The sequence below is a fragment of the Pontibacter indicus genome (genome assembly GCF_900156345.1).
In the GTDB taxonomy this organism is placed as follows: Bacteria; Bacteroidota; Bacteroidia; order Cytophagales; family Hymenobacteraceae; genus Pontibacter; species Pontibacter indicus.
This window is the reverse complement of sequence record NZ_FTPP01000005.1, coordinates 155,471-176,610: the sequence shown is the minus strand read 5'-3', so window position 1 is coordinate 176,610 and position 21,140 is coordinate 155,471. Positions and strand designations below refer to the sequence as shown.

Annotated in this window: 18 protein-coding genes and 1 rRNA gene; 11 read left to right on the top strand and 8 right to left on the bottom strand. The window is 51.0% G+C overall.

Going from position 1 to position 21,140, the window contains the following annotated elements; genetic code table 11:
* Window positions 1-86, top strand: a 5S ribosomal RNA gene (gene rrf, locus B0B12_RS19675); the annotation flags it as partial.
* 343 nt (window positions 87-429) lie between these two features.
* Here rrf and aspA read toward each other — a convergent pair.
* The 5 genes from aspA to B0B12_RS19650 all read right to left on the bottom strand — a co-directional run bounded on the left by aspA (window position 430) and on the right by B0B12_RS19650 (window position 6,020).
* Window positions 430-1,839: an aspartate ammonia-lyase gene (gene aspA / locus B0B12_RS19670; protein WP_076672425.1), complete on the bottom strand. Its 1,410-nt coding sequence runs from the start codon at window positions 1,837-1,839 to the stop codon at window positions 430-432.
* Between the two features lie 25 nt (window positions 1,840-1,864).
* On the bottom strand, window positions 1,865-3,049 hold the full coding sequence (locus B0B12_RS19665) for a ribonuclease D (RefSeq protein ID WP_076672424.1): 1,185 nt from the start codon (window positions 3,047-3,049) through the stop codon (window positions 1,865-1,867).
* A gap of 128 nt (window positions 3,050-3,177) precedes the next feature.
* Entirely contained in the window at window positions 3,178-3,408 is a 231-nt protein-coding gene (locus tag B0B12_RS19660; RefSeq protein WP_076672423.1) for a hypothetical protein, read from the bottom strand.
* A 324-nt stretch (window positions 3,409-3,732) separates the two neighbouring features.
* Window positions 3,733-5,463 (bottom strand): M28 family metallopeptidase, encoded by a 1,731-nt coding sequence (locus tag B0B12_RS19655; RefSeq protein ID WP_076672422.1) that lies wholly within the window; start codon window positions 5,461-5,463, stop codon window positions 3,733-3,735.
* A 77-nt stretch (window positions 5,464-5,540) separates the two neighbouring features.
* Entirely contained in the window at window positions 5,541-6,020 is a 480-nt protein-coding gene (locus B0B12_RS19650) for a very short patch repair endonuclease (protein WP_076672421.1), read from the bottom strand.
* Window positions 6,021-6,298: 278 nt separating this feature from the next.
* Here B0B12_RS19650 and B0B12_RS19645 point away from each other — a divergent pair, with 278 nt between their 5' ends.
* From B0B12_RS19645 to B0B12_RS19625, 5 genes are all read left to right on the top strand, one after another.
* Entirely contained in the window at window positions 6,299-9,052 is a 2,754-nt protein-coding gene (locus tag B0B12_RS19645; RefSeq protein ID WP_076672420.1) for a 2-oxoglutarate dehydrogenase E1 component, read from the top strand.
* 149 nt (window positions 9,053-9,201) lie between these two features.
* A complete protein-coding gene (odhB, locus tag B0B12_RS19640) occupies window positions 9,202-10,788 on the top strand; it encodes a 2-oxoglutarate dehydrogenase complex dihydrolipoyllysine-residue succinyltransferase (RefSeq protein WP_076672419.1) in 1,587 nt (528 codons plus the stop codon).
* 251 nt (window positions 10,789-11,039) lie between these two features.
* Complete coding sequence (gene lpdA, locus B0B12_RS19635) at window positions 11,040-12,443, top strand: dihydrolipoyl dehydrogenase (RefSeq protein WP_076672418.1); 1,404 nt, start codon at window positions 11,040-11,042, stop codon at window positions 12,441-12,443.
* A 140-nt stretch (window positions 12,444-12,583) separates the two neighbouring features.
* Window positions 12,584-12,793 carry a hypothetical protein gene (locus B0B12_RS19630; RefSeq protein ID WP_076672415.1) on the top strand — a complete coding sequence of 70 codons (210 nt, stop codon included), beginning with the start codon at window positions 12,584-12,586 and terminating at the stop codon, window positions 12,791-12,793.
* Between the two features lie 85 nt (window positions 12,794-12,878).
* On the top strand, window positions 12,879-13,658 hold the full coding sequence (locus B0B12_RS19625) for a pentapeptide repeat-containing protein (protein ID WP_076672414.1): 780 nt from the start codon (window positions 12,879-12,881) through the stop codon (window positions 13,656-13,658).
* A 1-nt stretch (window position 13,659) separates the two neighbouring features.
* Here B0B12_RS19625 and B0B12_RS19620 read toward each other — a convergent pair whose 3' ends face one another.
* Window positions 13,660-14,271, bottom strand: a complete 612-nt coding sequence (locus B0B12_RS19620) for a PH domain-containing protein (protein WP_244554784.1) — start codon at window positions 14,269-14,271, stop codon at window positions 13,660-13,662.
* 264 nt (window positions 14,272-14,535) lie between these two features.
* Here B0B12_RS19620 and B0B12_RS19615 point away from each other — a divergent pair, with 264 nt between their 5' ends.
* The 4 genes from B0B12_RS19615 to B0B12_RS19600 all read left to right on the top strand — a co-directional run bounded on the left by B0B12_RS19615 (window position 14,536) and on the right by B0B12_RS19600 (window position 19,245).
* Window positions 14,536-15,255: an ABC transporter ATP-binding protein gene (locus B0B12_RS19615; RefSeq protein ID WP_076672410.1), complete on the top strand. Its 720-nt coding sequence runs from the start codon at window positions 14,536-14,538 to the stop codon at window positions 15,253-15,255.
* A gap of 48 nt (window positions 15,256-15,303) precedes the next feature.
* Window positions 15,304-16,548, top strand: coding sequence for an ABC transporter permease (locus tag B0B12_RS19610; protein ID WP_076672408.1), 1,245 nt, complete (start codon window positions 15,304-15,306; stop codon window positions 16,546-16,548).
* A 309-nt stretch (window positions 16,549-16,857) separates the two neighbouring features.
* Complete coding sequence (locus B0B12_RS19605; protein WP_076672407.1) at window positions 16,858-18,108, top strand: ABC transporter permease; 1,251 nt, start codon at window positions 16,858-16,860, stop codon at window positions 18,106-18,108.
* A gap of 39 nt (window positions 18,109-18,147) precedes the next feature.
* The gene (locus tag B0B12_RS19600) at window positions 18,148-19,245 is read left to right on the top strand and encodes an efflux RND transporter periplasmic adaptor subunit (RefSeq protein ID WP_076672406.1); all 1,098 of its coding nucleotides are present in this window, start codon (window positions 18,148-18,150) and stop codon (window positions 19,243-19,245) included.
* An 81-nt stretch (window positions 19,246-19,326) separates the two neighbouring features.
* Here the strand turns inward: B0B12_RS19600 and B0B12_RS20155 are convergent, their stop codons facing one another.
* Complete coding sequence (locus B0B12_RS20155) at window positions 19,327-19,530, bottom strand: hypothetical protein (protein ID WP_139337847.1); 204 nt, start codon at window positions 19,528-19,530, stop codon at window positions 19,327-19,329.
* 397 nt (window positions 19,531-19,927) lie between these two features.
* On the bottom strand, window positions 19,928-20,518 hold the full coding sequence (locus B0B12_RS19595; protein WP_076672405.1) for a membrane-associated protein: 591 nt from the start codon (window positions 20,516-20,518) through the stop codon (window positions 19,928-19,930).
* A gap of 132 nt (window positions 20,519-20,650) precedes the next feature.
* Here B0B12_RS19595 and B0B12_RS19590 point away from each other — a divergent pair, with 132 nt between their 5' ends.
* Window positions 20,651-21,124: a GNAT family N-acetyltransferase gene (locus tag B0B12_RS19590; protein ID WP_076672403.1), complete on the top strand. Its 474-nt coding sequence runs from the start codon at window positions 20,651-20,653 to the stop codon at window positions 21,122-21,124.
* Window positions 21,125-21,140 lie beyond the last annotated feature (16 nt).

The window sequence follows — 21,140 nt, the reverse complement described above, 5'->3', positions numbered from 1 at the left end:
CCTCTTCCCATCCCGAACAGAGAAGTTAAGCCCGGCTGCGCCGATGGTACTGGGGTCACACCCGGGAGAGTAGGTGGCCGCCAACCCCAACAACCACACAGCCCCTGATTCTCAAAAAGAGTCAGGGGCTGTGACCGTTTTAAACCATTACCTGATGAAAGGGGATGAGAGTAGGAAGTGGTTGAAATAGAAACAGCGGACAAGGGCTATGCTGTTAGTAAAATATATCTATTAGTTACAATCTAACTAGTTAGCTCTATACTTTAGAAGGCTCTACTAAGCATTCTTTGCAGCATGGCATTTTTAATCACGTCCGAAAGATTAGCGATTAAGGTATAAGTAGTATAAAGCTTAACTTATAGTTCTCAATATAAAAGAAGAGGCTACAGGAATAAACCTGTAGCCTCTTCTTTTATCAGTGAAAAGCTCTTATATATTAATGAACTTCGGGTTAATCAAGTTCTGCATAGAGAAAATCTCATCCCACTTGGCTTGTGTAATTAGCTTACGTTCAAGCACCGTAATTTCATGAATCGATTTACCGGTGCTTAAAGCTTCTTTTGCTATGGAAGCAGATTCTTCATACCCTAAAATTGGGTTTAGCGAGGTCACAATGCCAATACTATTCATCACCATGTTACGGCATATCTCCACATTGGCTGTGATGCCATCAATACATTTGCTTTGCAAGGTATAGCAGGCATTCTCTAGATATGTAAGTGAATTGAAGAGGCTATAGGCAATAACCGGTTCCATCACGTTGAGTTGCAACTGTCCAGCTTCTGCTGCCATTGTAACGGTCATATCTGCTCCAATAACATAATAGGCCGTTTGGTTTACCACTTCAGGTATAACAGGGTTTACCTTACCCGGCATAATAGAGGAGCCAGGCTGCATGCGTGGCAGATTGATTTCATTCAAGCCGGTGCGTGGACCTGAAGAGAGCAGGCGCAGGTCATTACAAATCTTGGATACTTTCACTGCGCTACGCTTCAGTACACCGGATATCTGCACGTAAGCGCCCGTATCGCAGGTTGCTTCGATCAAGTCTTCGGCGAGTACGACTGGCACTCCTGTTATCTCTTTTAAGATTTCAGTGACCATTTGCGGATAGCCTTGTGGTGCGTTGATAGAAGTCCCAATGGCTGTTGCTCCCATGTTAATCTCACAGATCAACATTTTAACTTCCTGCAGACGCTGTATATCTTCCCTAACAGTAGTAGCATAACCATGAAACTCCGCTCCTAGAGTCATCGGCACAGCATCTTGTAACTGCGTGCGTCCCATTTTCAGCACTTCCTTAAACTCTTCTGCCTTGCGGCCGAATGACTGCTGCAGGGCTTCCAGACTTTCAATAAAAGCCTGAATCTTCCAATACAGTGCTAGCCTGAATGCCGTAGGGTAGGCATCGTTGGTAGATTGTGAGCAATTCACATGGTTGTTAGGATGAAGGAAATTATACGCTCCTTTCGGATGGCCCATGTACTCCAGGCCGATATTGGCAATCACCTCGTTCACGTTCATGTTCACAGAGGTTCCGGCCCCGCCTTGAATCATGTCTGTCACGAATTGATCCAGGTATTCGCCGGCAGTCAGTTTATCACTGGCATACACGATAGCATCCGTCACTTCTTTGCTCAATATGCCACATTTATGGTTGGCTATAGCAGCCGCCTTTTTTACGTAGGCGAAAGCCTTGATGAATAGGGGCTCTTTCGAGATCGGGGTGCCTGTTATATGGAAGTTTTCTAGCGCGCGTGTCGTCTGTATTCCGTAGTAAACTTCATAGGGGATTTCTTTTTCTCCCAGGAAGTCGTGTTCAATCCTTACTTTTTCCATGCTATATAGTTAAAGACAAACTTATTTACTCACCCGTATGCTGAGGTGCAGCTGAAACGTGTATTTCTATACCTAGATCTTTGGCTGTTTCCAGAACAATGTCGCTGCCATACTTTTTAGAGCAGCGCAGCTTACCGTGCTGGCTGTAGTCTGTGATCAGGCTTTGGTTAATGATCAGTTTAGAAGCATACTCGCCATACCTAGCCATGATTTCCTGCTGTACTGCTGTCAGCAACTCTTTGCGGCGTTCTGTTTCAGGCGTGCGCAAAGGTCTCTGGAAACGGTGTTCCGGATAGTCATGGCTGATGTGGTTGGCCTTGGCGGCTTCTTTGGCTTCCTGCAAAGCATCCTCCAGCATCTGCTCAAGTTTGGGCTTTTTAAGATTGCCGTGTATACCTCTTGTGTGATTAAGCCACTCGTGAATATCTGTATTCGGGTTGTTGGCCAGCTCTACCAGCGCTTCGTTCGGTATAACGAAGTGGGCCGGCTTATTAAACTGTCGGGCCAGGTTCTCCCGGAAAGCGTAAAGCGATTTAAGAAGATACTGCTGGTAATAATTGAGGCGGTAAGAGTGCTTCAGCCGCAGGTGTGGATTCTCAGACTCCGTATACTTAAGCTGCTCCAAGAGAGCATCCTCTTCTTCAATCCAATGCATACGGCCTAGCTTTTCTATTTCCTGAAGCAGCTTCGACTTAACCTTGTGCAGGTAGATCACATCAATAGCTGCGTAGCGAAGCTGGTCTTCTGTGAGCGGCCGCTTGTTCCAATTGCTTGACTGCTGCGACTTGTCAATCTCTTTGCCGAACACCTCCTTCAAGACGGTCGCCAGCGAAGAACGCTCATAGTTCAGTATCTTGGCAGCTACATCGGTGTCCACTAAGCCCTTCACAGAGCATCCCATTTTATCGAGTAACAGGATATCGTTGTTGGAATGATGGATAATCTTAATAATGGCCGGGCTTTCCATCAACTGGAAAAAAGGCTTCAGGTCATCTATATAAAACGGGTCGATGATAAAGCACTTGCCTTTGCCATCAGCAATCTGGATCAGGCAAAGGTTAAAGCCATAGGTATAGCGGTTCTGATCAAACTCAAGGTCAACGGCAAGTTCGTCGCATTGCTCCAGTTGCTGCACGGCCTGACGCAAATCCGCGTCGGATGCCACCAGCTCAATTACTACGCCGTCTTCTACTAAAGATAATTTTTCCATTGGCTAAATTTAAACAAGTATTAAGCCATATCCACGCCTCACAGACTATTTTTCTTCGGTAACATGCGAATACAAAAGCCCCCTTCCAGCAAACTGAAAGGGGGCTTTTTACTATGTAATTATGTATACTACTGAATAGGTTTTTCTTCCGGAATCTCGTCTGCCACACCATCATTTACGGTAGTGTCCATAACTGTTGTGGTGTCGGTATCCATATCCATGTCTGCATCCACATCAATATCAGAAGTCTCTACTTCGTCGATACGATCCGTTTCTGTGGCTGTGTTGTTATCAGAACCACAAGCTGTGAAAGCGAAAAAAGCGAATGCAGCGAAAGCAAATTTTATTGTCTTTTTCATGATTTTCAAATTTTGTTAAACAAGTAAATTTGTACTTATTTATTCGGTTTATACGGAAAGGTAACCCTTGGGATTAATTTTTTTGGGAATAATATCGGTAAACGATAAATAAATGCCTGTAAAACAGCTAAATATAGTGGTAAAGGTTTGTGAGCCTATAAGGTATAGGGATGAGTCTATTATAGGGAGTTAGTTATAAAATATAACTTTGTTGAGTTGTTTGGTTTTAGGGGTTTACTCTTCTTGATAGCGCAACCATCGGGAGCCAATAAAAAAGGAGTCTTCCTGACTGTGCAGAAAGATTCCTTCTGGTAATGCCTTTAATTACTGTTGGACTTCGGACAATGACTTCTCGCGTCTCGCCCTGAACTCGGACTTCTCTCGCCATGTCGGGTACACAGACCCATTTGCCACCCGCAGCCCTACCCGGAAATACAGTTGAAGATCTTCTACAGCGCCATCCAGGTTCCAATCGTCATATACCTCGTCGCTCACTTTATGATAGTGTTCAGCTGTATACTGCTCCTGTTTCTTCGTGATGAAATCGGCAGGTTGGTCGCGGGCCACTATACCTGACTTTGCGTAGAGAGCTGGCACACCTTGCTTGGCAAACTCAAAATGATCGGAACGATAGAAGGAGCCTTTCTCAGGAGATGCCTCCGGCACGATCCGGCGGTTCTGCGTGCGGGCCTCTTCTGCCAGTATGTCCTCCAGGTCAGAGTTGCCATACCCGATTACAATCACATCCTCAGTCGGGTGATAAGGGTTGAGCACATCCATGTTGATGTTCGCCAGCGTTTTGGTGAGTGGGTATAGCGGATTGGAAGCGTAGTATTTAGAGCCCAGCAAGCCTTTCTCTTCAGCAGTTACAGCCAGAAACAAAATAGAGCGCTTCGGCTTCTCGGGTAGCTGGGTAAAGGCTTTTGCCAGTTCGATGAGCCCGGCCGTGCCGCTGGCATTGTCCATGGCGCCGTTGTAGATCTGGTCGCCCTGCAGTTTATCATCCTTGCCCAGGTGGTCCCAATGGGCCGTGTACACCACGTACTCGTTCTTTAACTGCGGGTCGGTGCCTTCCAGCTTGGCAATTATATTCCGCGATTCCACCTCCCGCAGCTGGTTTTTGATCTTGAAGTTTGCCTTCGCATTCAGTGGCACAGGCTTGAAGCCCTTTTGGGCAGCAGCGTCCTTTAGCTTTGCGAAGTCATTGCCGGAGGCTGTAAACAGTTCGCGGGCTTTGTCTTCCGTTATCCAGGATTCCACTGCCAGACGGTCCATGTTCTTGCCTGGGTTGCTAATGTCAAAGTTCTCGCGGCTCCAACTTCCGGATATTACTTCGTAAGGGTAGCCTGCCGGGTCCGTTTCGTGGATGATAATGGCCGCCGCAGCGCCCTTCTCAGCGGCAATCTCATACTTATAGGTCCAACGTCCATAGTAAGTCATGGCCTTGCCGCCGAATATGGTGCTATCTAACTGGGCCGGGTTGTTCGGGCTAGGTATAGGCGGATCGTTGATGAGCATCACGATCGTTTTGCCTTTCACGTCCACTCCTTTATAGTCGTCCCAGCCATACTCGGGTGCCACGATGCCATAGCCCACAAATACCAGGTCGGAATTGTTCACGTTCACATCCTGCACAAAGCGACGCGATACGGCCACGTAATCATCCGGAAAGGAAAGGTTGATGGTTTTGCCACCTGCTGAAAAGTTAGCCTGTGGTTGTGCCGTGAAACCGAACATCGGTACCTTCTGCACAAAGGTGCCGTCCGGGTTGCCAGGCTGTAAGCCCAGCTTCTTAAACTCGCGGGTTAGGTAGTTCACGGTAGAATCTTCGCCGGCTGTGCCGGGGGCGCGGCCTCCAAATTCGTCGGAGGCGAGCACCTGGATGTGCTGCAGCAGGTCGTTGGCATTGATGCTCTGTTGGGCAGCCAGTAGGCCGGTTGTGTCGCTGGCCACTGCGGTGTGGTCCTCTTCGCTGTCTGCTACCTCCCGGGCGTTCTCGTTACAGCCGTAGGCCAGCAGGCTCAGCAGAGCCAGACCGATCATATCTTTTTTCATAGGGGTATGTGGGTATGTTAAAGTACTGAAGATAATACTTTTATTCATACCGATGGTTACGGCCTACCGGATTTTGATCAGGCGGCTATTTCCCAGCTGGCAGGAACGCCCTGGTGCAGTGTTTTAATAAGAACGAGGCAGGATGTGGGGTTCTGGTAGAGCTGGCACTCCCATATCACGACCCGTTGCCAGCCCGCTTCCCGGTACAGTACCTTGTTGTGCTCGTCACGCAATTGGTTTTTGGTAAACTTTTCCTCCCAGAATCGTAGGTTGGACTTGGGCAATGCCGGTTGGCAGTAAGGACAGCGGTGCCAGAAACAGCCATGCACAAATATAGCCAGTCGCCGGGAAGGGAAACAGATGTCGGGCTTGCCGGGCGCTTTGCGCCAGTGCACCCGGTAGCCGCGCAAACCGTTATGCCAGAGCGTGCGCCGGAGCAGGAGTTCAGGTTGCGTGTCACGGCTTTTGTTGCCGCGCATATACCTGCTGACCTTCTCACGGGCAGTGAGCGGGGCAGGCTTCGCTTTGTATTTTCTGGCTTTCTTTCTGGCTGTCAATTCAAGAGGAGGGGCTATATACAGGTTGAAACAAACTCCTGCTTATGAAAGTGCCGGATAGTGGCAGGATTCAATTTCAAGAGTTTGCTAAAGCTTCAAATAAAATCAAATCGGGTAGTCTGGGTGAGAGCCCCGCTACGATCCAACACTATATATAAATAATATATGTAGTGGTATTGTGTTGATAAAGAGGAATATTTGCTTATGCGAATGTATAAAGTTTGATTTGTGATAAATACTCTTAACTTTGCCTTTACACAAAGCCGTAAACATTAGTTATGGATAAATATACCTATATCGCAAATGCGCACGGAGCCTACATCGATGAGCTGTACAAAGCTTATCAGCAGGATCCGGAGTCAGTGGACTTTGGATGGCGCAAATTCTTCGAGGGTTTCGATTTTTCAACAGCCTACAACGAAAATGGCCACGAGGTGGAAGGCGCTCCAGCAGCTGCCCCGGCCAAAGCTGCCTCTGCTGGCGAATCAGACAAGGAGGTAGCTGTTCGCAACTTTATATACGGTTACCGCAGCCGCGGCCACCTGCGCTCCAAAACCAACCCGGTGCGCGAGCGCAAAGACCGCAAAGCCCTGCTCGACCTGAAAGACTTCGGCCTTTCAGAAGCTGACCTGGACACGGTGTTCCAGGTAGGCGAAGTGATCGGCATTGGCCCTGCCAAGCTGCGCGACATCGTGGCGGCAGTACAGAAAATTTACGAGGGGCCGATCGGTTACGAGTACATGTACATCCGCAACCCGGAAGTGCTGAACTGGCTGCAGAACAAGATCGAGAAGGAGTCTCTTACCTTTAACCCAGGTATAGAGTACAAGAAGCGCATTCTTTCCAAGCTGAACGAAGCGGTTGTATTCGAGAACTTCCTGCACACAAAATTCCTCGGTCAGAAGCGTTTCTCGCTGGAAGGTGGCGAAACCACTATACCTGCCCTGGATGCCATCATCGACAAGGCCTCTGATCTGGGCGCCAAAGAAGTGGTGATTGGTATGGCACACCGCGGTCGTCTGAACGTGCTAGCCAACATCATGGGCAAGACCTATGAGCAGATCTTCTCTGAATTTGAGGGCACGGCCACACCGGACCTGACCATGGGGGATGGTGACGTGAAATACCACATGGGCTTCTCTTCTGAAGTAGATACGCCATCCGGCAACAAAGTGAATCTGAAGCTGGCACCAAACCCATCGCACCTGGAGGCGGTGAACCCGGTAGTAGAAGGCTTCGTGCGCGCCAAGATCGACTGCATGTATGAACGCGATCCAAAGCAGATCGTGCCTATCTTGATACATGGGGACGCTGCACTGGCTGGTCAGGGCATTGTGTACGAGGTGACGCAAATGGCCAAGCTGAAAGGCTACCAGACAGGCGGTACCATCCACTTTGTGATCAACAACCAGGTAGGCTTTACGACCGACTTCGAAGATGCCCGTTCTTCTATCTACTGCACAGATGTGGCGAAAATCATCGACGCGCCAGTGCTGCACGTGAACGGCGATGATCCGGAGGCAGTAGTGTTTGCGGTGCGCCTAGCGACAGAGTACCGTCAGAAGTTCGGCAACGACATCTTCATCGACATGGTGTGCTACCGTCGTCATGGGCATAACGAGGCCGACGAGCCGAAATTCACGCAGCCACAGCTTTACAACATCATCTCCAAGCATCCGAACCCGCGCGAGGTATACAACAAAGAACTGATCAGCCGCGGCGATATCAATGCGGAACTGGCGCAGTCCATGGACAAGGAGTTCCGCCAGATGCTGCAGGACCGCCTGGATATGGTGAAGCAGAAACCTTTGCCTTACAACTACCAGACGCTAGAGAAGGAATGGCAGTCGCTGCGTCGCTCTAAGCCGGAAGACTTTAACCAGTCACCTGAAACAGGTATAGCGCCTGAAGTAGTAGAGCGCGTAGGCAAGGCACTCTCAACGGTGCCACAAGGCTTCAAACCACTGAAGCAAATCGAGAAGCTCCTGAAAGAGCGCAAAGAGATGTTCTTTGAGAGCCGTCAATTGAACTGGGCTGCTGCCGAGTTGCTGGCCTATGGTTCATTGCTGGCAGAAGGCAAGATTGTGCGCCTGAGCGGACAGGATGTGCAGCGCGGTACGTTCTCGCACCGTCATGCCGTACTCCGCGACGCCAACACAAGCGCTCCTTATAACAGCCTGAACTACATTCAGGACGAGCAGCGCCATCTGGAAATCTACAATTCCTTGCTGTCAGAGTATGGCGTGCTGGGCTTCGAGTTCGGCTACGCGATGGCTAACCCGAATGCACTCGTTATCTGGGAAGCGCAGTTTGGTGACTTCGCCAACGGTGCCCAGGTAATGATCGACCAGTTTGTGGCCGCCACCGAGTCGAAGTGGCAGCGCATGAACGGTGTGGTGATGTTGTTGCCGCACGGTTACGAAGGACAGGGACCGGAGCACTCCAATGCCCGTCCGGAGCGCTTCCTGCAACTGGCCGCTGAGTACAACATGTTTGTGACCAACATCACAACGCCAGCCAACTTCTTCCACTTCCTGCGCCGTCAGCTAGCCCTGCCGTTCCGCAAGCCGGCCATCAACATGGCGCCGAAGTCTTTGCTGCGTCACCCGAACGTGGTGTCTCCTGTAGAGGAGTTCACGAAGGGAGGCTTCAGAGAAGTGATCGGAGACAACTACGCTTCTGCGAAATCAGTGAAGAAAGTGTTGCTGTGTACTGGCAAGGTATACTTCGACTTGCTGGAAGAGCAGCAGAAGAGCAAGCGCAAAGATGTGGCCATCATCCGCATGGAGCAGCTGGCGCCGTTCCCGAAAGTGCAGTTGGAAGCCGAGCTGAGCAAGTACAAGAACGCCAAGGCATACTGGGTACAGGAAGAGCCGGAAAACATGGGCGGCTGGATGTATGTGCTGCGTACGATGCGCAACAGCGTGGAAGACGTAATAGCCCGTAAGCCAAGTGCTTCGCCTGCAACAGGCTATAACAAAATACATGGTAAAGAACAGGCGGAACTGATTGAACGCGCCTTTGCTATTTAATTAGTAATGAAATAATGACGAGTGAATAATGAGTAATCAATAGTGAGTAATGAGTAGACATGCAGTAATTATTCATTTATCATTACTAATTAGTCATTCGGCATTATTCACTCGTAATTCAAAACTGTAATTCATAATCGATAGAACATATGAGCTTAGAAGTTAAAGTGCCTGCCGTAGGTGAGTCAATCACTGAGGTAACCATAGCCCAATGGCTAAAGAAAGATGGCGACCGGGTAGAGATGGATGAGGTGATTGCGGAGCTGGAATCTGACAAAGCCACATTCGAACTGCCCGCAGAAGCCGCAGGCATTTTACGCATCGTTGCGCAGGAAGGCGATACCATTGAGGTGGGCGCCACGATCTGCCGCATCGAGCAGAACGGCGAGGCCGGTGGCGCTCCTGCTGCCCCTGCCGCTAAACAAGAAGCCGCTGCCCCAACTGCGGCTGCTGCTCCGGCTGCACAGGAGTCTGCTCCTGCCGCTGCACAGGGATCCGGTGAAACAAAAGAAATGCGCGTGCCAACCGTGGGCGAGTCTATCACAGAGGTGACGATTGCCAGCTGGTTGAAAAACGACGGCGACCACGTGGAAATGGACGAGGTGATTGCTGAACTGGAGTCGGACAAAGCGACGTTTGAGTTGCCAGCCGAGGCCGCAGGTACGCTTCAGATCGTAGCCCAGCAAGGTGACACGGTAGAGATCGGCGGTCTGCTTTGCCGCATCGTACAGGGTGCTGGTGCAGGCGCTGCCAAACCGGCCGCTCAGCCAAGAGCTCCTGCTGCACAAGCCGCTCAGCCAGCTGCAGCCGCTCCGTCCGGCGCGCAGACTTATGCTTCCGGCACACCATCGCCAGCTGCCGGAAAGATCCTTTCTGAGAAAGGCATCAACGCTGCCGACGTGCAGGGCACAGGCCGTGACGGTCGCATTACGAAAGAAGACGCGATGGGCGCTCAAAAGGCAGCTCCGAAGCCAGCCGCAGCAGCTCCGGCTGCCAAGCAGGAAACTGCCGCCGCTGCCCCAGCCGCTACTGGTGAGCGCAACCAGCGCCGTGAAAAAATGAGCTCACTGCGTAAGACAGTTGCCCGCCGCCTGGTACAGGTGAAGAATGAAACGGCCATGCTTACTACCTTCAATGAGGTGGACATGAAGCCAATCATGGACATCCGCGCCAAGTACAAAGACAAGTTCAAGGAGAAGCACGAGGTAGGCCTAGGTTTCATGTCTTTCTTCACGAAAGCTTGTACCGTAGCCCTGCAGGAATGGCCAGCCGTGAACGCCATGATCGACGGCAACGACATTGTGTTCAATGACTTCTGCGACGTGTCGATTGCCGTTTCCTCACCGAAAGGCCTGGTAGTGCCGATTATCCGCAACGCCGAGAGCCTGACGCTGGATGGTATCGAGAAAGAAGTGATCCGCCTGGCGAAAAAAGCCCGTGACGGGAAACTTTCAATCGAGGAGATGTCGGGCGGCACCTTCACCATCACCAACGGTGGCGTGTTCGGTTCGATGATGTCTACACCGATCATCAATGCTCCACAGTCGGCCATCCTGGGTATGCACAACATCGTGCAGCGCCCGGTTGCCGTGAACGGACAGGTTGAGATCCGTCCGATGATGTACCTGGCCCTTTCCTACGACCACCGCATCATCGACGGCCGTGAGTCGGTTAGCTTCCTGGTTCGCGTGAAAGAACTGTTGGAGGATCCGATGAGACTGCTGTTAGGCGTATAATTTATTGAGATTAGGAAGGAGGGGTAAGCGAAAGAGTTTGCTCCTCCTTTTTATTGCGATTATAGGAGAAAGTGTCCCCTTGAGGGGACTATAGGGGTGTTTACCTGCAAAGTGTAAAACATCCCCCTACTCCCTTCAAAGTGGGACCTCCCTGCTGCTGATTCCCCTCCTTGGAGGGGCAGGGGTGGGTAAACATTAGCAGAGAAATCAAAACAAAAACGAGGGCATTGCTCTCCTAAAAATACAGACAGATGAAATACGATGTAACCGTAATCGGTTCTGGTCCTGGCGGCTACGTAGCGGCTATACGCTGTGCACAGCTGGGTCTGAAAACCGCTATTATAGAAAAGTACAACGTGCTGGGTGGTACCTGCCTGAACGTGGGCTGTATACCTTCCAAAGCTTTGCTCGATTCCTCGGAGCATTACCACAACGCAGCGCATACCTTTAAGGAGCACGGCATCGAGCTGAACGACCTGCAGGTGAACATCGAGCAGATGATCAACCGCAAGGCGGGTGTGGTGAAGTCAAATAACGACGGCATCGCCTTCCTGATGAAGAAAAACAAGATCGACACCTACTATGGTCTGGGCTCGTTTGTGAACAAGAACACGATCAAGATTACTGGTACAGACGGTCAGGAGCAGCAGATCGAGACAGATAAGACCATCATCGCGACGGGCTCTAAACCTGTTGCGTTGCCTTTCCTGCCGATCGATAAAAAGCGCATCATCACGTCTACTGAGGCTTTGGAGCTGAAGGAGGTACCAAAGAAAATGATCGTGATCGGTGGCGGTGTAATTGGTCTGGAACTGGGCTCTGTGTACGCCCGCCTGGGTACCAAAGTGCAGGTGGTGGAGTACATGGATGCCATCATCCCGACGATGGACCGCGCGCTGGGCAAAGAGCTGCAGCGCGTGCTCAAGAAAACACTGGGCTTCGAGTTCTTCTTCAACCACAAAGTAACAGGCGCTACGAACGAGGGCGAAATCGTGAAAGTAACGGCCGAGAACCCGAAAGGTGAGACGGTAACCTTTGATGGCGACTACGTGCTCGTATCAGTGGGCCGCAAGCCGTATACCGAGGGTCTTGGTCTGGAGAACGCGGGTGTGCAGATGGGCGAGCGCGGTATGATTGCCGTGAACGACCACCTGGAAACCAACGTGCCAGGCATCTACGCCATTGGTGACGTGGTGCGTGGCGCCATGCTGGCCCATAAGGCCGAAGAAGAAGGCGTGTTCGTGGCAGAGACCATTGTTGGTCAGAAGCCGCACATCAACTACAATCTGATCCCGGGTGTGGTGTATACCTGGCCGGAAGTGGCAGGCGTGGGCTATACCGAAGAGCAGTTGAAAGAGCAGGGCCGTGCTTACAAGACTGGTTCGTTCCCGTTCAAAGCATCAGGCCGTGCCAAAGCGTCAATGGATACGGATGGTTTTGTGAAGGTGCTGGCTGACAAGGAAACAGACGAGATTCTGGGCATGCACATGATTGGTCCGCGTATAGCCGACCTGATTGCAGAGGCAGTAGTGGCGATGGAATTCCGGGCTTCGGCAGAGGATATCTCCCGCATGAGCCACGCGCACCCAACGTATACAGAAGCCATCAAAGAAGCTTGCCTGGCAGCAACAGAGAACCGCGCTCTGCATATTTAATCGAAATTGATTTATAATTCTGAAACAGCATCACCCCAAAAAGGGTGATGCTGTTTTGTTTTATCACTATATAGAGATGATAACTCTTTTGTGATGTTTTGCGTTGTATTATAACATGAAGCACTAAGCCAGGTATAGCCATGAACGAGCCACAGACATCCATCGACAAAGCACTGAAAATCATGATAGGGCTCGGCATTCTGTTGCCATTTCTGATCGCCAGCTATACCTGCCAGGTCATCAGCTCCGGGTTGCTGGAGAAGTTCCTGCTGTTCGGCCCCGTTTTCATTTTAGCCTTCCTCATTTATTGGATCGTAGTGCGTACCATTGTGCAGTTCCTGGAAGAATAAAATATCATAGCCAGGCAACCTTTCCCACACTTGCTTCATCTAGGGGTATAAGCTGATATTCCATTCAAACCTTATACCTCAAACCATGAAAAAAACATTCCTATTCCTATTGCTGCTGGCCGTTCCCTTCCTGACCTGGGCGCAAACGCGCGTGAACGCCTCTGAAATCATCGCTAAAATAAATCGTGGCGAGGCTGTGACCTACAAAAATGCTGAGATTGTGGGCGTGCTGGACCTAACGCGCCTGGACAACATGCAACTGGAGAAAAAGGCAGATAACAAGAACAGTACGAATGAGTATATCAGCACCGTGAAAGCTCCCCTGACCTTTGTCAACTGCACGTTCAAGGACGATGTATTGGCTTATTTCAACCCGGACAACCAGGACGTCAAGCTCTTTAACCGGAAAAACGAAGTGTATAACACCAATTTCGACAAGGCGGTGCGCTTCGAAAACTGCGTGTTTGAAGGCTACAGTGCTTTCAAATACTCTAAGTTCAGAGATGAGGTGTCGTTTGCAGGCAGCAGTTTTCAGCACGAAGCGCTGTTCAAGTATAGCAAGTTCTCCAAGTCGGCCAACTTCACCAATGCCCGATTCACCGAAGAAGCCAACTTTAAATATGTAACCTTCCCTGCGGAGGCAAACTTCGAAAACGCCACTTTCAGGAGAGAAGCCAACTTCAAGTACGCCAAGTTTAGCAGAGACGCAGACTTCAGGGCGGCCAATTTCAACGGGCTGGCCAACTTCAAGTATACCAAAGTAGCCAACAACATGCACCTGCAGAAAGCCATGTTCAGAGGCGATGAAGACTTTAAGTACACCCAAGTAAGCAACCGGATGATCTTCAGCCGGACTGAGAACTGATTTACTTACTGCCCAACAGAGAAGTCAATCTTAAAAGCGTATCACTTGTTAAGATAGCAGGTATAGGCGCTAGCCCCAGCCATTGTCTGCGTACCTGGTTCACCAACCACAGGTCAGGCTCGGCTATACCTGTACGCTTCATGGCCAATGATACGGCGATGGCAGTTTTCAATAGATTTGCCTTCACTCGGATGGTGTACTGGCTATACCTGGCTGGGTGCAGATGCACATATCTTCCTTCCACAACGCCCCAACGCAGCACCCACCCGCTCCCGTCAGACAGTGTGATCAAGCCATAGCCCGCTCCGCCAGTTGTCAGGTATAGCCGGTAGGGTTCCGGCTGCAGGCACTGGTACTTCTGCAGGTATAGGATGGTCTCCTCGGCTATTTGATGGATCGACAAATCACCCAGGTATAAGTCCAGCTGTGAACTGCCGATGGTCTTGAGTTGGGCAACCAGAAAGTCATCTGAAGCGTTTGCCTGCGCCTGAATGAACTCCCGGATGTAGCCCAGGTGGTGCTTGAGCGGATGGAAAAGGACAGGCTGTGGAAGATCCGGGTAGCGCATGGCCTTTCTACGAAGCGCGGGTATGGCAAGTGAATTATTTCGCATCGGTCAGGCAACCTTTAGCCCCGCTTTCTCATCTTTATCTTGAACTTCGGAAAATAGGCAGGTATTTAGTTTCGTTTTAACTTAAATAAGGGTTTGCGTGCTGAAAATGACTTTGTCGTGAGCTAAGTGATTGATAGACAAATATTGCCCGTCGATCGAAACAAAACTCCTGCAGGTATAGAATGCAGGAAATTTAGCGCCATTGTTAGCACCTTGTACAGCAAATACCTGTAAATTATTTGCCATCATTTTTGTCGGCCGCCTATGATACAGCTGGAAAATATACACAAATACTACGCGGTGGGGCACAACAAACTGCACGTGCTCAAAGGCATCGACATGCTCATAGAGGAAGGCGAGCTGGTCTCGATCATGGGCTCCTCCGGCTCCGGCAAGTCCACTTTGCTTAACATTCTCGGCATTCTCGACGACTACGACAGTGGCAGCTATACATTAGCCGGCACACCTATCCGAAATCTGTCGGCGGCGAAGGCGGCCTATTATCGCAATAAGTTTCTGGGCTTTGTGTTCCAGTCTTTCAACCTGCTCTCTTTCAAAAACGCGATGGAGAATGTGGCCCTGCCACTCTACTACCAGAACGTGGGCCGCAAGCAGCGCAACAAACTAGCCCTCGAATACCTCGACAGGGTGGGGCTGAAGGACTGGGCTGAACACTCTCCCAACGAAATGTCGGGCGGGCAGAAGCAGCGGGTGGCCATCGCTAGGGCCTTGATCTCCCAACCTAAGCTGATCCTGGCCGACGAACCGACCGGCGCCCTCGACACGCAGACTTCCTATGATGTGATGGATATTTTCAAGGATGTGAACAGCAAGGGGATGACCGTGGTGATTGTGACGCACGAAAACGACATCGCTGCCCAAACCCACCGCGTCATCCGGCTGAAGGACGGCCTGATCGTGAATAGCGACCAGCACGCCGAAGAGGCCGTGCTGGCAGCAGAAGCAGTGGCTGCGAAAAGCTAAGTCTGAACTGAAGAAAACACCAATCAACAATTAACAACCAGCAATCCAATGTTCGACCTCGACAAATGGCAGGAGATACTCGGGACGATGCAGAAAAACAAGCTGCGCACGTTCCTGACCGCCTTTGGCGTGTTCTGGGGCATCTTTATGCTCGTGCTGTTGCTGGGTGCGGGCAAAGGGCTGGAGAACGGGGTATACAACCGCTTTGGCGCTGGGGCTAAGAACAGCATCTACGTCTGGACCGGTAAGACGGCACTGGCCCACAAAGGCATGTCGCCGGGGCGCGAGATAAAGCTGACCAACCAGGACCTCACGTCGGTGCACCGCGATGTGGACAATGTGCAGATCCTGTCGCCCCGCAACCGGGTGCTGGGCGAGTATACCATTAATTACAAAAACCAGAACGGCTCTTACCAGGTGTTTGGCGCCGAACCAGGCTTCCTGAAAATCAACGGCGAGATCCCGTACATGGGCCGTTTGCTCAACGAAATCGACGAGCGCGAAAAGCGCAAAGTCGTCGTGATCGGCGATCAGGCGAGCAAGGTGTTGTTCGGGGACGCTAACCCGGTGGGCGAGTACGTCAACATTCGTGGCATCCACTTTAAGGTGGTGGGTACTTTCAAGGTGAAGGGAAATAACAGCAGTCGCCGCGAAGAGCGGGCCTATATCCCTTTCTCGACCTTGCAATCGGCCTTTAACCAGCCGAACCAGGTGCAGATGATGGCCTTGGTGGCAGAGCCCGGCGTGAGTGCCAAAGACATGGAGAGCCGGCTAAGAAATCTGCTAGCCGAGCGCCACAAGTTCTCGACAGAAGACAAGATGGCCATTGGGGTGGAAAACACTGAAGCGGAGTTTCTGAAAGTAATGGGCCTTTTTAACGGCATCAGGATATTTGTGTGGATTGTAGGTATAGGCACCCTGATTGCGGGCATTGTGGGCGTGAGCAACATCATGCTGATCATTGTGAAGGAGCGCACCCGCGAGATCGGCGTGCGCAAAGCCCTGGGAGCCACTCCCTTCTCCATCGTGAGCCTGATCCTGCAGGAGTCTGTCGTGATCACGGCCTTTTCGGGTTACCTGGGTTTGCTGGCAGGCACCGGTGTACTGGCAGGTATAGAATACCTGATGGAGTCGTCGGGTGCGGAGGCGCCCTTCTTCGCCAGCCCTGAAGTAGACCCGGGCGTGGCACTGGCAGCTACTTTGGTGCTGGTGATTTCCGGAGCCCTGGCTGGTTTGATGCCCGCCTTGAAGGCAGCACGGATAAAACCTATCGAAGCGCTGAGGGCAGATTAGGTTTAGTGATTGAGTGAATGAGTGGTTGAGTGATTTTTAGTTTTTGATTTAACAAGTGATTTGGCAGAGATAAAACAGCTGAATTTGGCAGTTATTTTAAATGAACTTTGAGCCCGATAGTTATTTACCTCTGTTACTCAATCAGCATTTACTCAATAAGTTAATAACCGAAAATCAAGCAAACGAATACTGACAGAAGACTTAATAATTCAATCAATAAGAACTAAACAATCACTCATTCGCTCAACCACTCAATCAAAAATTAGAAAACTCACTCATTCACTAAATCACTCAATCCTAACTCCACCTATGATCGACATTGATAAATGGACCGAGATTTATAACACCGTAAAGAAGCACAAGCTGCGTACGGCGCTGACGGCTTTTGGGGTGTTCTGGGGCATTTTCATGTTGGTGCTCTTGCTGGGTGCAGGCAAAGGGTTGGAGAAAGGAATTACGTCGGAGTTTAACGTGGCCAAGAATGCCGTGTTTGTGTGGACGCAGCGCACGAGCGTGCCCTACATGGGCCTGAAGGCAGGCCGTACGATCCAGATGACGAATGACGACATTGATGCTATTCGCGCCTTTGTGCCGGAAGTGGCCGTGATCGCACCGAGCAACCAGCTGCGGGGCAGCTTCTCGGTAGTGTACGGCACCAAGAGCTCAGCTTTTACTGTGAACGGCGAAACACCTGAGGTGCTGTTCGTCAAGCCGACTAACCTGACAAGCGGCCGCTTTATCAACCAGAAAGATATTGACGAGCGCCGCAAGGTGGCCGTGGTGGGCCCGCGTACGCTGGAGCTGCTGTTTGAAAATGAGGCCAACCCAATCGGCAAGTACATCAGCATCAAAGGCATTTACTTTCAGGTGGTGGGCACTTTCAAGCCCATTGGCAAGGATGAGGAAGTAGTGCAGGACGCCCAGACCATTTACATACCGAACACGACACTACAGCAGGCTTTTAACCAGCCCAATCAGGTGAACTTCTTCGCCATGACGCCTAAGCCAGGTATAGCCGCAGCGGTAGTGGAGGAAAAAGTTAAGGCCCTGTTGATGAAGCGGCACAAAGTAGCCCCAGCCGACCTGAAAGCCTTCGGATCGGCCAACGTGGAGAAGGAATTTCAGGATGTGCAGGGTCTATTTGCAGGTATAGCGGGCTTTAGCTGGCTGGTGAGCATCGGCACCATCGTGGCCGGTATCATCGGGGTGGGCAACATCATGCTGATCGTGGTGAAGGAGCGCACCAAGGAGATAGGTATACGAAAGGCGCTCGGCGCAACACCACTCTCGATCGTGAGCCTGATCATACAGGAATCCATCGTGATCACAGGCTTTGCCGGTTACATCGGTTTGCTGGCAGGCACAGGGCTTATCGCAGCCATCGAAGGCTTTATGGTAGAGAACAACGTGCAGGCGGGCTTCTTTGGTCCGCCGGAGGTGAACGCGGCCGTAGCTGTCACGGCGACGGTGCTGCTGGTAGTGGCCGGCGCTCTGGCGGGGCTTATACCTGCTACCAAGGCAGCTCGCGTCAATCCGGTAGTTGCCCTGCAAGAAGAATAATAAGCATCAAATCAACAGGATTATAATTGAACAACCACTATGAAAAAGGTTTTTATCGGACTGTTCGTCCTCGTCATGCTGGCCCTGTCGGTCTGGCTGGGTAGGTACTTCTACAACAAGGCCAACACCGACCCGATCGTTTATAAAACAGAAGAGCCCTTTACCACCGACATCGTGAAGAAGACCGTGGCCACCGGTTCTATTGTGCCGCGGAAGGAGGTAGAGGTGAAATCGCAGGTATCGGGCATTGTGGAGGAGCTGTACGTAGAGGCAGGTCAGATCGTGAAGCAGGGGCAGCTGCTGGCCAAGATCAAGATTGTGCCCAACATTGTGAACGTGAACAACGCCCAGAACACGCTGGAGACGGCTCGCATCAACTTCGACGAGGCCAAACGCGAACTGGCCCGCTACCAGCAGCTCTACGATCAAAAAGTGATTGCCGAGCAGGAGTTCAGAAAGTACAAAGCCGATTTTGACCTGAAGCGCGAAGCCCTGCAATCGGCAGAGAATAACCTGCAGCTCGTGCGCGAAGGTGCCTCCAAACGCAGCGGACAGGCTTCTAACCTGGTGTATTCTACCATCGACGGCATGCTGCTGGATGTGCCGGTGAAAGTGGGCACTTCCATTATCGAACGCAACAACTTCAACGAGGGCACTTCCATCGCCACCGTGGCCGACATGCGCAGCCTGATCTTCGAGGGTAAAATTGACGAATCGGAGGTAGGTAAGCTGAAAGAGGGCATGGACCTGCTGCTGACCATCGGCGCTATTGAAGGCCGCGTGTTCAATGCTGAACTTGAATACATCGCTCCGAAAGGTATATTGGAAGAAGGCTCGATCAAGTTTCCGATCCGCGCCAGGGTAAAACTCGACGAGAAAGACTTTATCCGGGCAGGCTACAGCGCCAACGCCGACATCGTGCTTGACAAGCGTGAGAAAGTAATGGCAGTGAAAGAGAGTCTGCTCAAGTTCGAAAAGGACAAGTCGTATGTGGAGGTAGAAACGGCTCCGCAGGTTTTTGAGAAGCGCGAGGTGAAAACCGGTTTGTCTGACGGCATCAACATTGAGGTCGTGTCAGGTTTGAAAACTTCGGAGAAGGTGAAGGTGCCGGATACGAGTGCTTCGCAGAGTATTTGATTGTTTGTATAAGGTGAGAGAAAAGAGCGGGCATTGCCCGCTCTTTTTGTAGCTAGCCAGGTGGTTGATCTGGTATTCACACTAAAGGTATAGCGAAGCTTCATAGCGCGATCGTCCACGCTCGTGTCTACTATGGTGGGACCTCCGGCCCAGGTATAGGTATAGGTATAGGTATGGGTATGGGTATGGGTATGGGTATGGGTATAGCAACTGTTGCATAGAATGCCTTGCCAGGCGGGCTGCTGTTTCGCCTGTGCGGCGGGCACCTTCTTTTTGTCTTGACACAAAAAGAAGGCAAAAAAGTCAAGACCCTCCAAACTCGCTGACCGCTCAAACAGTGGAGTGTCGTAAAGTGCACATGGCACCGCTTTCTGCTTCGTAGCTCAAGGGGCAAGGATGTCTTTCGATGCGTGCCAGGGGTAAGTTTGGAATTTACAGTGCTCGTTTGCTTCAGCGCTTATACCTTGGAATGGCAGGAGCAGAAAGTCCTCCCTGGGGGTAGGGCCCCTCGACAAAGAAGGGGGCAGGGGGATGTTAATCGCGCACCAAAATCCTGTTAATCCTGGGGGTAGGGGCCCTCTTTAAAATCCTGAAAATCCTGATTCAGACAAACATAGACAGACTTAAAGCTCCCTCTCCCGGTCTTAAAAAAGAGCCTCTTCCTCCAGACCACACTTACACTTCAATTAAACAACCACTGCAGCACAAGGTGCGAAGGCAGGTAAATACAAATCGGGAAAAACAGCAGTGAAAGTGCAAAGTATAATCCTTTGGGAATAACCGTTTGTGGCTCGTTGCCGAAGCCGTATACCCAATTCACGTTTTCTTTGGGGTTGGTGAGAAAATAGCTGAGTGGCAGCACCACCCAGGCCAGCGCCGTTTGGTACCAGAATGCGCGGGTATCGTAGCCCCATTCTAGCAGCAGCCAGATTACAATAGCGGGCAAAAAGACGTGAAACAGCGACAGACCTCGTAAAAACAAGCTCTTGTCCCGGTGAAACATGTAGTCACTCAGGCCCAGGAGCTGTCTGCCGGTGAGCAGTCGTCCGAAATAGTCTACGTTCCAGACAAGCTCCAGGGCCAGCACCCCAACGGCCATCATGCTCAGCAGCAGGTGGTTTTCTGTCCAGAGCACGATACCGACCGAGAACAGCGCCACATCCGAAAACCAAAGGAAATTACCCGGCCCGTACTGCTTCCAATATACCGGCACCAGCACCAGCAAAAACAAGGTATAGAATACTGGCAACCAAAGCGGAATGGTCTGGGACATAGTCACGCGTCGTCTCGAATTAAGGTGTTATACCTGGAAAGACCGTAGAAAGATAGGTATAGCGGACCACAGTTTGAAACTGGCAACGACATCACATATCTTTGTAGCCTGAATTTAGAATACTATACACCATTGGCTACTACCGAAGCTACCGTACAAATACTCGATTTCGAACCACAGCATGCCAGCGCGTTCAGAACCCTGAACGAAGAATGGATCACGCGCTATTTTGTGATGGAGGAGGCCGATCACAAATCACTGGGCAACCCGCAAAGCTACATCATCGACAAAGGCGGGCATATCCTGATGGCCAGCTACCAGGGCGAGATCGTTGGGGCCTGTGCATTGATCAACGAGGGCGACGGAGTGTATGAACTCGCTAAAATGGCGGTGACTCCCAAAGCACAAGGCCTGAAAATTGGGAAGTTATTGGGCGAAGCGGCTATCCGGAAAGCCCGGGAAACCGGAGCCCGTCTGGTATACCTTGTATCGAACCGCAGGCTGGAGACAGCATTGAACCTATACCGTCGCCTGGGTTTTGTGGAGGTGCCCATGCCGCCTAGCATCTACGAGCGTGCCGATATTAAAATGGAATTGCCTTTGTAAGTCAGGTATGGGTATA

Bases quoted from the DNA above. Each gene is read 5' to 3' on its own strand.
- lpdA (WP_076672418.1), top strand. From the start codon at position 11,040: ATGAAATACGATGTAACCGTAATCGGTTCTGGTCCTGGCGGCTACGTA.
- odhB (WP_076672419.1), top strand. From the start codon at position 9,202: ATGAGCTTAGAAGTTAAAGTGCCTGCCGTAGGTGAGTCAATCACTGAG.
- B0B12_RS19655 (WP_076672422.1), bottom strand. From the start codon at position 5,463: ATGAAAAAAGATATGATCGGTCTGGCTCTGCTGAGCCTGCTGGCCTAC.
- B0B12_RS19660 (WP_076672423.1), bottom strand. From the start codon at position 3,408: ATGAAAAAGACAATAAAATTTGCTTTCGCTGCATTCGCTTTTTTCGCT.
- B0B12_RS19620 (WP_244554784.1), bottom strand. From the start codon at position 14,271: ATGCGAAATAATTCACTTGCCATACCCGCGCTTCGTAGAAAGGCCATG.
- aspA (WP_076672425.1), bottom strand. From the start codon at position 1,839: ATGGAAAAAGTAAGGATTGAACACGACTTCCTGGGAGAAAAAGAAATC.
- B0B12_RS19595 (WP_076672405.1), bottom strand. From the start codon at position 20,518: ATGTCCCAGACCATTCCGCTTTGGTTGCCAGTATTCTATACCTTGTTT.
- B0B12_RS19625 (WP_076672414.1), top strand. From the start codon at position 12,879: ATGAAAAAAACATTCCTATTCCTATTGCTGCTGGCCGTTCCCTTCCTG.
- B0B12_RS19630 (WP_076672415.1), top strand. From the start codon at position 12,584: ATGAACGAGCCACAGACATCCATCGACAAAGCACTGAAAATCATGATA.
- B0B12_RS19610 (WP_076672408.1), top strand. From the start codon at position 15,304: ATGTTCGACCTCGACAAATGGCAGGAGATACTCGGGACGATGCAGAAA.
- B0B12_RS19605 (WP_076672407.1), top strand. From the start codon at position 16,858: ATGATCGACATTGATAAATGGACCGAGATTTATAACACCGTAAAGAAG.
- B0B12_RS19615 (WP_076672410.1), top strand. From the start codon at position 14,536: ATGATACAGCTGGAAAATATACACAAATACTACGCGGTGGGGCACAAC.
- B0B12_RS19600 (WP_076672406.1), top strand. From the start codon at position 18,148: ATGAAAAAGGTTTTTATCGGACTGTTCGTCCTCGTCATGCTGGCCCTG.
- B0B12_RS19645 (WP_076672420.1), top strand. From the start codon at position 6,299: ATGGATAAATATACCTATATCGCAAATGCGCACGGAGCCTACATCGAT.
- B0B12_RS19665 (WP_076672424.1), bottom strand. From the start codon at position 3,049: ATGGAAAAATTATCTTTAGTAGAAGACGGCGTAGTAATTGAGCTGGTG.